Annotated in this window: 12 protein-coding genes and 4 pseudogenes; 5 read left to right on the top strand and 11 right to left on the bottom strand. The window is 57.9% G+C overall.

Annotated features, from left to right (window positions below; genetic code table 11):
* The first annotated feature begins 559 nt into the window (after positions 1-559).
* Both OLZ32_RS05830 and OLZ32_RS05825 read left to right on the top strand, forming a co-directional pair.
* The gene (locus OLZ32_RS05830) at positions 560-937 is read left to right on the top strand and encodes a response regulator (RefSeq protein WP_264420096.1); all 378 of its coding nucleotides are present in this window, start codon (positions 560-562) and stop codon (positions 935-937) included.
* A gap of 516 nt (positions 938-1,453) precedes the next feature.
* Positions 1,454-1,663: pseudogene (locus OLZ32_RS05825) on the top strand (hypothetical protein); the annotation flags it as partial.
* A 177-nt stretch (positions 1,664-1,840) separates the two neighbouring features.
* Here OLZ32_RS05825 and OLZ32_RS05820 read toward each other — a convergent pair.
* The gene (locus OLZ32_RS05820) at positions 1,841-2,317 is read right to left on the bottom strand and encodes an Hsp20 family protein (protein WP_003548541.1); all 477 of its coding nucleotides are present in this window, start codon (positions 2,315-2,317) and stop codon (positions 1,841-1,843) included.
* 246 nt (positions 2,318-2,563) lie between these two features.
* Between OLZ32_RS05820 and OLZ32_RS05815 the strand changes: the two genes are divergently transcribed.
* Together OLZ32_RS05815 and OLZ32_RS05810 are read left to right on the top strand one after the other, a co-directional pair.
* Complete coding sequence (locus OLZ32_RS05815) at positions 2,564-2,905, top strand: hypothetical protein (RefSeq protein WP_264420094.1); 342 nt, start codon at positions 2,564-2,566, stop codon at positions 2,903-2,905.
* 1 nt (position 2,906) lies between these two features.
* Positions 2,907-3,206: a hypothetical protein gene (locus tag OLZ32_RS05810; protein WP_264420092.1), complete on the top strand. Its 300-nt coding sequence runs from the start codon at positions 2,907-2,909 to the stop codon at positions 3,204-3,206.
* A 78-nt stretch (positions 3,207-3,284) separates the two neighbouring features.
* On the opposite strand, the pseudogene OLZ32_RS05805 reads toward OLZ32_RS05810, so the two are convergent.
* From OLZ32_RS05805 to OLZ32_RS05780, 6 genes and pseudogenes are all read right to left on the bottom strand, one after another.
* Positions 3,285-4,598: pseudogene (locus tag OLZ32_RS05805) on the bottom strand (NRAMP family divalent metal transporter).
* A gap of 138 nt (positions 4,599-4,736) precedes the next feature.
* Positions 4,737-5,039 (bottom strand): annotated as a pseudogene (locus OLZ32_RS05800) (ATP-dependent DNA ligase); the annotation flags it as partial.
* A gap of 1,192 nt (positions 5,040-6,231) precedes the next feature.
* On the bottom strand, positions 6,232-6,708 hold the full coding sequence (locus OLZ32_RS05795) for a hypothetical protein (protein WP_264420090.1): 477 nt from the start codon (positions 6,706-6,708) through the stop codon (positions 6,232-6,234).
* A 159-nt stretch (positions 6,709-6,867) separates the two neighbouring features.
* Complete coding sequence (locus tag OLZ32_RS05790; RefSeq protein WP_264420088.1) at positions 6,868-8,631, bottom strand: adenylate/guanylate cyclase domain-containing protein; 1,764 nt, start codon at positions 8,629-8,631, stop codon at positions 6,868-6,870.
* Positions 8,615-9,613, bottom strand: a complete 999-nt coding sequence (locus tag OLZ32_RS05785; RefSeq protein WP_164569814.1) for an ABC transporter substrate-binding protein — start codon at positions 9,611-9,613, stop codon at positions 8,615-8,617. Before OLZ32_RS05785 ends, OLZ32_RS05790 begins: the two co-directional genes overlap by 17 nt.
* A 266-nt stretch (positions 9,614-9,879) precedes the next feature.
* Entirely contained in the window at positions 9,880-10,770 is an 891-nt protein-coding gene (locus OLZ32_RS05780) for a LysR family transcriptional regulator (protein ID WP_264420086.1), read from the bottom strand.
* Between the two features lie 102 nt (positions 10,771-10,872).
* Here OLZ32_RS05780 and OLZ32_RS05775 point away from each other — a divergent pair, with 102 nt between their 5' ends.
* Positions 10,873-11,133, top strand: coding sequence for a helix-turn-helix transcriptional regulator (locus OLZ32_RS05775; RefSeq protein WP_003548531.1), 261 nt, complete (start codon positions 10,873-10,875; stop codon positions 11,131-11,133).
* Between the two features lie 67 nt (positions 11,134-11,200).
* On the opposite strand, the gene OLZ32_RS05770 is transcribed toward OLZ32_RS05775, so the two are convergent.
* The 4 genes and pseudogenes from OLZ32_RS05770 to OLZ32_RS05755 all read right to left on the bottom strand — a co-directional run bounded on the left by OLZ32_RS05770 (position 11,201) and on the right by OLZ32_RS05755 (position 12,666).
* Positions 11,201-11,470 carry a hypothetical protein gene (locus tag OLZ32_RS05770; RefSeq protein WP_017991840.1) on the bottom strand — a complete coding sequence of 90 codons (270 nt, stop codon included), beginning with the start codon at positions 11,468-11,470 and terminating at the stop codon, positions 11,201-11,203.
* A gap of 5 nt (positions 11,471-11,475) precedes the next feature.
* The gene (locus OLZ32_RS05765) at positions 11,476-11,919 is read right to left on the bottom strand and encodes a hypothetical protein (protein WP_264420082.1); all 444 of its coding nucleotides are present in this window, start codon (positions 11,917-11,919) and stop codon (positions 11,476-11,478) included.
* Between the two features lie 143 nt (positions 11,920-12,062).
* Positions 12,063-12,143: pseudogene (locus OLZ32_RS39340) on the bottom strand (transposase); the annotation flags it as partial.
* A gap of 304 nt (positions 12,144-12,447) precedes the next feature.
* A complete protein-coding gene (locus OLZ32_RS05755) occupies positions 12,448-12,666 on the bottom strand; it encodes a hypothetical protein (RefSeq protein ID WP_264420081.1) in 219 nt (72 codons plus the stop codon).
* Positions 12,667-12,846 lie beyond the last annotated feature (180 nt).

Raw genomic sequence — 12,846 nt, 5'->3', positions numbered from 1 at the left:
GAAGGCCGGGATGACTACCGAGACCAGAGGCTGGTCAGAATGGAACGTGTTTCCTCGATCCTCATCTTTATATGAAAGCATTGCAGATCTCTCGCCACGTCAACCACAAAGATACTTTCGTACAGGTGAAGGGACTGCTTTTGATTTCTGCCGTTTTCGTACATTCAAGTCGGAGCGGGCAAATCCCAGCCGCCGACATTTGCTGGAAGATCGCCTTCAACACGCCTACACTCTAACTTTGTTCTGCGGGCGCACACGGACTTTGGTCCGACGTAGACCCTCTACTTTCGTAGAAGAGGGTAGATATGTCGGCCGCACGTTGGTGAAAAACTGGACGCGTTCGGGTCTGGGGTCAAGATTTGGCCTTCGACACTCCGTCCACGCGGGTCGCGGACAGGGAGCGGACGCGCGATCTCAGCGAGGCTTCCGGATCTCGGACCTTGGTTGGGAATGCGTCAGACTGAAGTCCTACACGTGGAACCGCTTGTGGCGGGGAGTGTTTTCGTTGGCGACGCCAAAGAGCGCCGCGCCGATTTTGTAGTCGCTCTGGAGACGACACATGCGCCTGCTCATCGTAGAAGAAGAACCGGGAATCGCTCTGGTGATCGAGGACGTCGCGATCGACGCCGGATTCGAAGTCACTGGCATAGCGGGGAACATGTCAGAGGCTCTGGAGCTCGGTTCCGAAGCAGACATCGCCATCATCGACGTCCGGCTTGGGGATGGACTGACCGGGCCGTCCATTGCCCGCGCCCTCTTTTCCGGGTTCGGACTTGGTGTGGTGTATTTCACCGTGATCCCCGGCCTTGTCGAAAATCCGGAGGGCCGAGTTGTCGTCACCAAACCGGCGAGCCCCGAAAGAATAGTGGACGCGTTGTCTATGGCAGCCAAGAACGCGAGAACGCATCGCGTCGCGAGTAGGCCCACCTTCCACTGAACGCTTGAGGAGCGGTTGATCGGTTTCGTCCACCCGAACCCAATTCTGCCGACACTATTCCTATTGTCGGTCAGGAGATGCACCTTCCCACTCCGCAATCGTATGAAGCGCCTGTGCTCGAATTTTTCAACGAAGGCTACCCTCGGGGAACTCCCAGCGGCGCCCAACATGGATCGACAGCGCTTCACCAGGGAGGTTCTGACTGGATACAGCAACATCGCTAAAACCTCCCTGGTGTCCTCTCAACTAGGATGAGGAAAATTTAAGCGAGATAGCGCCGAGGGGAAGACGGACCTAAGTCCAAGCTTGGCGCCAGCAATCGGACGGAAGCAGCAATCAGATGGCGCCAGGGTGTCTAGCGCCGGTGGCGTAGCTACGGCGCCGAAGGCGCACGGGCTGATCGCCAAGGATTCGAGGTCGCCGATCGTTCGGATTTCTGTCCGTGTCCTACAACGCAAAGGATTCCGCATTTATAGCGGCGTTTCATCAGGGAGGTTCTGACTGGAGTTAGGCAACAAGACGCATCGGCGGGACGTTCTCGCAAAAGTGCCGGCCGAGCCCTGCGTTTGGATCGACAGGCTGATCGCCTCCGTGTCCTCGACGATATCCGAGATCGCCAACATGCAGGACGTCGAGTTCCATCGGGTCTTGAACGAGGTCGAAAAGCTTATTGCGACGCTCGATGGCATTTCGCGTGCCGAGAAGCCGTCGAAGACAGTTCATTGAGAGGGTGGTCGGCAGCCACTGCACCGTCTTTGTCGGAAGTTGAAGGCGATGCGATGCAGTGGCGGCCTATTTGGCAGCCTTCCGAAGCTCTTCTATCCACACCCCCTTTGCAGACCAGTTCTGGTGGTCATATGGACGGGGGCGCCGTCCAAGACAGCGCTCCCGCTTCTCCTTCAACTAGGCGGCCTCCTGCTTTTCGCCTTCGATCTGCAGAGGGGCTTGTGTTTCCGCGCTGCTGCCGATCGCGATCTTGCGGGGCTTCATCGCTTCCGGGATCTCCCGCTTAAGCTCGATGCTGAGAAGCCCGTTCGTCAAGGAGGCATTCTCCACCTTGACGTGATCGGCGAGTTCGAAGCGGCGCTCGAAGGCGCGGCCGGCGATACCGCGGTGTAAATACTCACCATCCTTTTCGTCGGCCTTCTGACCCTTCACCACGAGCACGTTGCGCTCTTGCGTGATCTCGAGATCGGCGTCGGCGAAGCCGGCGAGCGCCATCTGAATGCGATAGCCGTTCTCGCCCGTCTTGACGATGTCGTAGGGCGGCCAGGTGTCGATGGCCTGCAACCGCTGCTGCGCATTGTTCAAGAGGTTGAAGACACGGTCGAAGCCGACGCTGGACCGATAAAGGGGTGCGAAGTCGAAGTCGTTTCTCATACCAAATCCTCCGTAAAGCGAGTTGGAATGGAGACGCGGAATTCGGTGTCTCCTGGTTGCAGTCGGTCCCATCGGGCGACCGACCGAAAATGATCTGGTCTCGAGCGTTTCTTGATTCAAGAGGCACATTAAAAAAAATTTTGAGCGTCGCGCTTCAAACCTCTTGAACGCTGTTTTCGTTGAAACAATCTCCTTTTTACCTGGAGATTTTCGCTCCGTCAGCTGGAAGTTTTTAGGAGACGCAAGATGAAAACGAAAGGCTCTGACCACACTAATCCCCACAACGCCGTCGACGCGATATCCGCGTCGCACATTCTTCACACGCACGGACACTTCGACCACCCGGAGGAGGTCGTCTCAGCGCGGCTTTCGACAGACGAGAAACGAGAAATTCTCGCTTCGTGGGCTTCCGACCTTCACGCGGTCGAATCCTTGCCGGAACTACGCCATCCGCCGGGCGTCCACCATCCAGTTCGATACAGGGACGTACTCGACGCACTGAAGAAGCTCGACGAGTGGCGAGACGAGAGGTCGCAAACGCAGACCAGTCGCCGCGTGCGGCTTTGCTCGGGGTATGCGGGGGGCTGAAATGAAAGTCCGGCAAACCCAACCTGGGAGTCTCACCACTACCCATGATCCGATGCCAGAGCGGCTGTTGGTGATTTCCCGCTATGTGGAGAACCTCCGCCGCCTCGCACGACTGGCGGACCGCATTGGCCGCAGCGAACTCGGCACGGCAATGATGGAGGTGGCAGGCTGTATGGAAAGGATGTCCAAGGACATCGCGGTGAGCGCAACCGGCGCGGTCATCTTACGGCGGGCCGCGAGGCTTGTTGGTACCGTCGAAGGTCTTCTGGAGAGGCAGGCGAAGCTTTCAGTGCTGCATTAGGTTGGGCCTATTGCGCGAGGTGGCCAATTGAATTGGCATTTGTAAAAACCCGCCAGCCCGAGGAGGTTCCAGCGGACGTCATGTTTTGAGAACGATCATTGCAATCGCCGCCATCGCCATGACAACGGTGGCGGCCCAGCCGAAGAATAAAACGGTCTTGGAGGCTGTGAATTCTTTCATTCGTTCGTGACGGCTGACCACCGTCATCATTGCCACCATGATCGGCACGGCGACGAAACCGTTGATAACAGCACTCCAAAACAGCATTTTTATGGGATCGCTAGGCATAAACTCGAGGCCAAGTCCCAGCAGGGTGGCAGCCGCGATCACCCCATAGAACCGATAGGCCTCCCACGGCTTGTGCTCCAGGCCACATTTCCAGTCCTGGCTCTCGCCAAAGGCATAGGCTGCGGATCCCGCAAGCACCGGAATAGACAGCATGCCGGTCCCGATGATGCCGAGGCTGAACAGCACGAATGCGAACTCGCCCGCAAGAGGCTTGAGGGCCTCGGCGACATCGGCAGCCGACGCAATCCCGGTCTTGCCATGAGCATGGAGTGTGGCTGCGGTGCTCATGATGATGGCGATCGCGACGATATTGGAAACCGCCATTCCGGCAAAGGTGTCGAGACGGATCCGCTTGAGTTCCTTCGGAGCCTGTCTCGGGTCGTTCTTGAGCGGCTCTGCGCTGTCCTTGCGATCAATCTCCTCGACCTCTTGGCTCGATTGCCAGAAAAAAAGGTAGGGGCTGATCGTGGTTCCGAGGATCGCCACGATGACCGTTAAACTGTCGCCTGACAAGGGAAAGGACGGCCATATGAAGCCCTTCAAAGCCGCGACCCAATTGATCTCGACAACGAACAGAACGGCGGCATAGCTCAACAACACAAGCGTCAGCCATTTGAGATATCGTGCGTAGCTTTCGTAGGAAATGAACATCTGCAGCGTGAGGGACAGAACAGCGAAAACCATGGTTGCCGGAAGACTCGGTATTCCAGTGGCGAGTTCCGTGGATGCTCCCATTGCAGCAAGGTTGGCACCGATGTTAATCGTGTTCGCCACGAATAGAAGCAGTACCAGTCCGACGACCAGTGGCTTGGGTCATATCGCCCCGATGTTGGTGGCGAGGCCGCATCCCGTGACACGGCCGATGCGGGCGCTGATGAGCTGGATCGCCGACATCAATGGATAGGTCAGCAGCATCGTCCAGAGCATATTGAAACCGAACTGAGCTCCGGCCTGCGAGTAGGTCGCGATGCCGCTTGGATCGTCGTCGGCGGCTCCGGTAATCAGTCCGGGACCGAGCTGCTTCAGGACCGAACCATGCTTTCCAGCCGCGCGGGGTGTCGGGTGCGCTTCGCGTGGCAATGGGTCACTAAATGAAGTTTCCATGCGCTCCTCCCGTCATGCATTAACTGTCTCGATATTAACGGCTTTCAAGATGCCGGAACGTTATCGGCGGATGGCCAGAAGCGGCCCGGTCGTGTTTTTCGTCATGGTCTTCTTCTTAGAGTGTATCGATCACGCCGCCATCGCCGGCTGTTTGATCGCCGGGAACCGATCTGTCCAGTCGTGGCCGGTGTGCGTCAGGATGCGAATGCCCTTCGGCTCGACATGAACCGACAGGCGATACCCATCCCATTTGACTTCATAGACCCAGTCGTCGCCCTTCGGCGGCCTGGCCTTCAGGAGCGCAAGGCACGGCTCGATGCGATCTGGCATAGGGTCGACGGGGAGGTTTGGCTGCGCGGGATTTCGCGGCTTGCGCGGCCGGGATCGAGCCGGCTTGTCAGCATCCTCCAGGAGCGGTTTTGGGTTTGGCGGCTTTGTCATCCGCCATCCCATCAACAATGTCTTAGCAGTGGAAGTGCAGTCCCGGGAGGTATGCCGGAGGGTCGAGGAGTATTATGAAAAATTGCTGGAGTTAATGGCCTGCCGCAAGGCCGACAAAAAATCTGTCGGGAGGGAACAATTTGGCTCCGCCGATCGTAGGGAGTCGGGTCGTGCAGAGATTTGATATGGCAGCCACCCTACACTTCAATGTGCGGCCCACCGCAACCCCAACTAGCCCCGTCCTACCTAAGGCGGGGCTTTTTTTGGTGATATCTACCGCGCTAACTGCCAGGAGATCGGGAAGACGTTGCTCAAGGAAAGTTTTGCGCGGTCGTGGGGCCCGAAACGGAGGAACGACTGGTGCGATTGCCCAAATTCCCCTTCATCTGAGGTTCAGGCTGGATCCCCGAAACTAGTCCAACAGCCCCGGCCACAGATCTATGGACATCTAGATGTTTCCAGCGCTGACCTCCCTTTCCGACCATGATATTGATGTTGTGGTCGATGCCGTGACGGGTGTTCTCAGCATCATTGCGACATTCAGAGCTGTAGCGGGCAATTTGCCCTCGCTGCGGCTGTCGATGCGGTCCAAAGTTCAGCGAACTATGACACGTTACTCCAGCATCTCTCCGAGAAATTGGGTGAACAATGATTCAATTATCTCGGATGTAGATGACCGCCCAACGCACAGGAGAAGCGATGCTTGGGGTTAGCAATGATCGCTGAGCGGCCGACGAAACAATACTAAGCATAGATGTAATTTGAAGTCACTTTATCCTTCAGCGCGAAACCGTACGATATTGCTTAATTTCTGAGCGGGCCTGTGGAAAGAAAGTATTATTTATTGCTCACATAAAAAGCATATGCAAAGTAGTTGTAGCAACGCCACAATGCGTTCCTGCCTAGAAACCACCCCCCTACCTAAGCCCCGCTCTGGCGGGGATTTTCTTTCCCTCGGCACGTTTAAGCTCCGTAAATTGGTACTAGAGCGTACCGGGAACCGGCCCGCCCTTTCGTTGTTAGACGGGTTGGAACGCAATGGTGTGTTCCTCTAAGGCCCGTCAACTGCCCCGCTTCGGCGGGGCTTTTTTGATCACAGAGGTCTCCCCTTCGTGTCAGGCGAACCCTGCAGTCCATACTGCTGGCCGCCGCGCTCATGCCGAAAGTCTGGAGATCATGACGAGGCAGGATTTCAAGCGCTCGCCCCGGTGCCCGGCCCATCGCGCGTCAAGTTATCCCCTTCGATCTTCGCATAGAACCGGGATTCATGTGCCCATTCCGTCTCTGCCGCTTCCAACTCCTCCGGGGAAAGATGGTAGATTACGAGCTTTTCGAGCACTTCGTCCACGTCCCGGGCCATGCCGAGAAGGTCCATGGACTTGCCCATATGGCCGCGCTCTCCGAACGTATCGAAACACATGCCAGAGACCAGATCTCGAAGGGCGAGAACCTTCTTCGTCGTCTCCGCCAAGAAGTGTGGTTCATCTCCAAAATCGAGTGAATCAGACACGGCCTGCGCTCGACGGGACAGAGCTTCTGATCGAGACCTCGAACCGTCTTCCTCGAAAACGTCATAGCACTGTCTGCTGACGTGCTCCGCGTAGACCGCGAATTTCATGACATCGCCTGGCGAGAGTTTCTGATCGTTTCTGTACAAAATGGTGGGCATGCCAAATCCTCCACGCTGGAATAGGAATATCAGGTTGCCGCAGGAATGTTCCCATTTTGTTCTTTTTGGTGAAGGAGTCAAGGGTGCTTTTCTTCAGGACCGTCAGCCCAATGTCGAGGTCGACGTTGGCGGCAAGCATGCGCCGTTTGATCTTCCGATTCATGCTCCGACCTTCCAAGCAGGTATTTGCTCGTCGAAACCTTTGAGCTGCCGCGGGCCGAGAGCGACCAATACGATTTCTCCACCCACGGATTGCGCCACGACGTGATCGACGATGATTTGCCGATCATCGGCGGACGAACAGAGTCGCGATGCCAGGTTCACGACGTGTCCGATCGCGGTGTAGTCAACACGGGCTTCGTAACCAATTCGGCCGACTGTGGCCCATCCCATCGCCAGTCCTATGCCGAAGCCGACCGCGTGGCCGCGCAGACGCCATTCGGCGATCAGGCGCTGGGTGGCGTCCTGCATGTCGATGGCCATCTCAACAGCACGAAGTGCCGGGTTTGCGCACGGTACCGGGGCGTTGACGAGCACCATCAAACCGTCTGCCGCGAAGTTGGTCAGCGTGGCCCCGTAGCGCGTGATGATCGCGCCGAGCGCCTCATAGTACTCGCGCAAGACATGCATGATCTCCTCAGGTTCGGCGTGCGCCGAAAAAGCGGTGAAGCCACGTAAATCGCAGAACACAGCGACCACTTCTGCACGCTGCCCGGCGAGCACGCTCTCGTCCCCGGAAGTTTCGACGAGTTCCGCGACCTGCGGCGCTAGAAAACGCTTCAGCCGCGCGATCCGCTCCGAACGATCCCGCGACACGGCGAGTTCTTGCGCCATTTCATTGAACCGCTCCGCCAGCCGTTCGAATTCGTCTCCGGTGGCGATTTCGATCCGGTGCTCGAACTGTCCAGCACCGATTTTTTCGGTGCCCTCCTCCAGCAGGCGGATTGGTCCGGTCATCCGCCTGGCAAGCCAGTAGGCAAGCGCCGATGCGAAGATGGCAGCGGCGAGCAGCAGGCCGCCAGTCCGCCACAATGACGCATACAGCGGTGCGAAAGCCTCGGCCTGCGCCTGCTCCACGAACACGGTCCAACCGGGATTGGGGATCGGTGTCATGGCGGTCACGACTGGTTCGTTCTCGGCGTTGCTGGCCGTGGTCGCCTCGCCTCCCGCGGCGGCGAGCTCGTCGCGCAATCTGGTATGAGCCGCCGCCGTCTTCTCGTCCGTTCCCTGCAACACCTTGCTGATGTCGGGGTGGGCAATGAGCCGGCCGGCCCGGTCGAGAACAAACGCTCGGCCACGACTGCCGACGCGAATTTCCGAAACCACCGTCCAGACAAGCTTCAGGTTGATCTCGGCGACGACGATGCCGCCTGCCTTACGCTTTCCGGCCATGGCAATGGTCATGAACGGTTCGGAGCCGCCTCGAAAAGTGACTGGACCGAACCATGAGCCATTCGAACGAACTCCCACGACAGCAGGATCGCCAGAGCGATCCCATCCGCCTCCCATCCTGTTCAAGTCGATACGGGAGACATGCAGCCGTTCGAGGCCGACATCGTCAATAAGGGTGATGCTGACGATCGCCGGCGCTTGGCGCATCACCCGCAGTGCATCGAGCCGATGCTGTCCCTCGGCATCAGCGGTCCAGTCTTGCTGCACCGTCCAACCCAGTTGATCCTTGACGCCGTCGAGAAAGCTCTGAATTTTATATGCGGCCGATGTGGCCTCCACCCGCAATAGAGCGCTGAGCATTGAACGCTGCTCGCGATAGCCGAACCACGCATCGCCGATGCCGCTAACGGCCAGCGGAACAATGACCGCGGCGAAGAAGGCGAGGAAGTACTTCCGGAACAGCGATCGGCGCATCGGGGCGGCTTGAGGCTGGACCGAATGTCGCACGACATCCTCACTCGATGACTTCATCGGCCATCAGCAAAACGGTCTGCGGTAGCTCGATGCCGAGCGCATTGGCCGTCTTCAGATTGACCGACAAGTCGAACTTCGTCGGCTGCTCGATCGGCAACTCCCCTGGCTTGGTGCCTTTCAAAATGCGATCGACATAATAGGCGAGCCGATGTTGCATTACCGCATAGTCCGCCGAATATGCCATCAGGCAGCCGTCCGTGACGTACCACGAGCCCCAAGCCATGATCGGCAGGCGATGCTTGATCCCCAAGGCGGCGATCCGCGACGACTGGTCGGCCAGCATGAGGTCGGGAAGCACCAAGGCAGCTTGAGCGCCATCGGCCTTCATGCGCGAGAACGCGGCATCGAGTTCGCCCGGCTCGCTGACTTGCTGGAGGCTCAAAGCCACTCCGAGGTGGCGGGCAGCCTGCTTGGTGTCCGTTTCGAAGGGGAGATATGACACCACCGGGTTCGCCAGCACGCCGACCGTGGCAAGCCCCGGCATTGCCTCCATCAAAAGTTGCAGCCGTTTGGCGGCGAGTTCGGTGGCGTAATAGGTGACGCCGGTGAGGTTGCCCCCAGGTTTCGCGAGGCTGATCGCCAAGCCCGCCGCAACTGGGTCGCCGCTGATGATGGTCACGATGGGAATTGCTTCAGTCGCCCTTTGGACGGCATGCGCCGCCGGCTGAGACGACGTCACGATCACATCCACGCGGAGCTGCACCAGGTCCCTCGCCGCAGCCGCAAGGTGATTGTCCTGCTTACTCGCGCTCCGGCACTCGAAGCTGAGTTCGTTCATCGTGTAGCCCAGATCGTGAAGCCCTCGCATGAAGATTCCGAACTCACTCGTTTCGCTCGCATACGGCATACCGCAAGGCAACCAGGCGAGAAGGCCGATTCGCGGCGTCTTGGCCGACGTCTGCTGCGCGGCGGCGATGGCAGGAAAGCTCATCGCCAGCGCGACTGCAAGTTCGATGTAGGGACGTCGTTTCGGGTTCATCCGAATACCCCTTGCGGATCCACGGCACGTCGCGGGTGAGCCGATGAGATCAGGCAAATTGCTGCAAACTCACCTTTCGAAGCGCCTTTCTCCTGATGGAACGACCAACGAACAAGCCGAGATATTCAGTGGACGAAAGTATAATCGATGTTGCCGCGGATTGCACGGGCAGCGTAGTTGGCAGTTGCTGGAATTTCGTTTACTCGCCTGATCCCCCAGCCCCCGGCAAGCCGTTCCGCTTGGGGCGACACGTGTGGCCCCTCGCCTCACCTGCCCGGCCGCGCCAACGACCTCGCGATATCGACGATGTCGTCGCGCGAGGCGGTTGGGTCCTCTTTATTCCAGGCGACGCCAAGCCCGATCCTGAAGTCGATGCCCCTGACCGCCTTCAGCTCGAAGGCCCGGTTCGGCAGACCCTCGGTCCATTCCGGCGCAAAGCCGATCCCAAGGCCTGCCGAGACCAGCGACACCAGCGAATAGGTGTCGTCGCAGCTATAGGCGATATTGCCGGTTAGATCGTATTCCTCGAACTTCTCGTTGAAGTACCGCTCTGTGTAGGAGAGGTTCTTGCGATTGAAGGCGATGATCTTCTCCGAGCGCAGATCGTCGATGGCAATCTCCGCCTGTTCCGCCAGCCGGTTGCTGCGGGCCACCGCCAGCAGATAACGCTCATGGGCGATCGAGGAGAAGCGCAACGAGCCGATGTTTTCCACCGGTCTGATGAAGCCGAGATTGATCTGGCCGTTTTCCAGGCCGCGGATGATGTCGCCGGTATTGCCGCTTGATATATGAATGCGGATATCCGGGTACTTGCGGGCGATTTTCGCCAGGAACGCCGGCAGCACGCCGGTGGTCGCCGGATAGACGGTGCCGATCCTGATCTGCCTTATCGTCTTGCCGGCCACCGCCCTGGTAATCTCGGCACTCAGATCGACCTCGCTCAGGATCCCGACGCAGCGCTCGTGGAAGATCTCCCCTGCCCTGGTCAGTTCCACCCGCCGGGTCGAGCGGATGAACAGCGCACAGCCGAGCTCCCGTTCAAGCGCCTGCACATGGTTGGAGAGCGCCGGCTGGGCGATGCGCACCTTGGCCGCCGCCCGGCCGAAATGCAGTTCCTCGGCCACTGCGACGAAGTAGGAGAGCTGGCGTAGTTCCATGCAGATTTTCTTCCGATCTTCGCGCCGTATCCAGGCGAGAATATCGTTTTTCGTATAGAATAGCCAGTTATTTAATTTTCATCGTAATGATCAGGTGGGCAGATGACGCCCCGTGATCTGCTAGCTTGGAATGTAAAGAAACTTCGAGTTAATCGCGGGTTGTCTCAAGAGCGCCTAGCGCTCGAAGCCGGATTAGAGCGCGTCTCAATTTCTCAAATTGAGCGGAAGCGGGTAAATCTCGGGGTCGATTCTCTCGGAAAGATCGCGAGCGTCCTCGGCTGCGAGATTCCTGACCTTTTCGTCAAACCGGCGATGGGTGAGCAAGAACCTGAGAATTTACGACGTGGGCGCCGCTCAGTTTGATATTCCTGTGGTGAGGCAGAACCTACCTCCTCAGCTCGTCGAAGGGCCCGTCACAAAGCTTGCCTCGTCACTTGCCACGAATACGACAGGCAACGCGGGTTTTAAGCAAGCCCGGCGTCCACCGTTCCGCTGTTGCTTCCGAGATTATCCGGTCGCCGACAAATGTCTCCGCGATAGCCCGGCATTGGTTGGGGAAGTTGTATCGAAAACGCGATTTCGTCGTCGTAGTCGGAGTTCCGTTGGTATCGAAGATGCCTTCGATGCCTGCCCCTGCCCTCGCCTTCAAATCGAACGTAGAACGGGTCGCACGTGGGAGCAACACGTCGTCGAGCGACATCAATCCTAGTTTCGTATCGGCTTACCCTCGTAGCGCACGCGAAAATTCCTCCTGTGGAAATCCTGCTCGAAGCAGACGAAGACGAGCTCCAGATCATTGGCGCTGTCGCGCTTCCCAAGGAGGCTGAGCGTGACAACGATAACGCCGCTGTATCCGCGCGTCAGGCGGAAAGCCGCGTTACGGATCTCAGTCCCTTCCGGATCCTTCCGGTCTTCGCGACGCTCATAGATGACCCAGAAGCGCGCAGCATCCCAAGTCTGCCGCAGGATTTGGCTGACCTCTGCCTTGAACTCTTCGGCATGCATTGCCGGACCCCAAGACACTGCCGTCTCGCAGGCATCGCTAACGACATTGAGATAACCGTCATATTGGTAAGCGCCTGACAGTGACCGTTCGATCATCTCGAATGCCGTGTTTTCGCTGACTGTTGTTTTGAAGAGAATTGTCATGGAATCACTGGGTGCCACTGCCGATATATCGATGAGACGGCGAGATTACTGGGTGTCGCCTGGGCGAGCAACGGAGACTAGTTCGTCCCGGTAATCGTAACGAACGGTTGAAAAAGGCGCCGAGATCGTTGTCCGGCCGTCCAAAGCTCCGAGACCGGCGTGCCTGCCTCGTGCTCCTTCAATATGCCGATGATCTGTTCGTCTGTGAAACGATTGCGCTTCATCCTCTGGTCCTCTCAATGGGCCAGAGCTTACTTCAAAATGGATTATTTCAACGGGGCAAGTCATTGCGACCTCTATTCCGTCGCTGGTCAAGCAGGTCATCCAAATAGGCCTTGGCGGAGGGGCTCTAACTATTTGCCGCCAGCGGCACTCCTCGCCGCCCACTGTCTCCACATCGTTCGTTTTCTTGACCTGCTTGATGCCGAGGTAGTCATACGATGGCTCGACTTGCCTGATACTGAAGCGCTTGATCTCCTCTCCATCTTTCTTGCCAGTTGACAAAACAATGTTCTCAAAGAAGTGCCCCTACCAGATATGGGTCTCGTCACCTTGTGTCTCCTCAACGTGCGTCCAGCCGTTGTGATGCTGCACGACCCGCCAGTTGTCCTTCCCATCTAACGTGTCGCGCACAACCAGCTTCGCGGTGTAGTCGGGGACGTTCGTGTTGGGGAAAAAAGGAAGTCCGCTCGCATGCGCGGTGCCGGTCGCAAGGGCAATAACCAAGAAAATGATCATTCGGTTCATGAATACATCCCGTCACAAACGCTTGCACACTTGCGGTAGCATTCAGCGCAGACCCTGACAACCGGAGTGCCCGGCAATCCGGGTTCTCGGCTGATTGGAAGTCAATGGCTCGCTAATTGGAACTTGCAAGGGGCCAATCTGGAAGGAGGAATGCTTCCGAACGACGGTTGCTGGCGCACC

This window comes from Rhizobium acaciae (assembly GCF_025941625.1).
Lineage (GTDB): Bacteria > Pseudomonadota > Alphaproteobacteria > Rhizobiales > Rhizobiaceae > Rhizobium > Rhizobium acaciae.
This window is presented reverse-complemented; position numbering and strand designations above follow the sequence as displayed.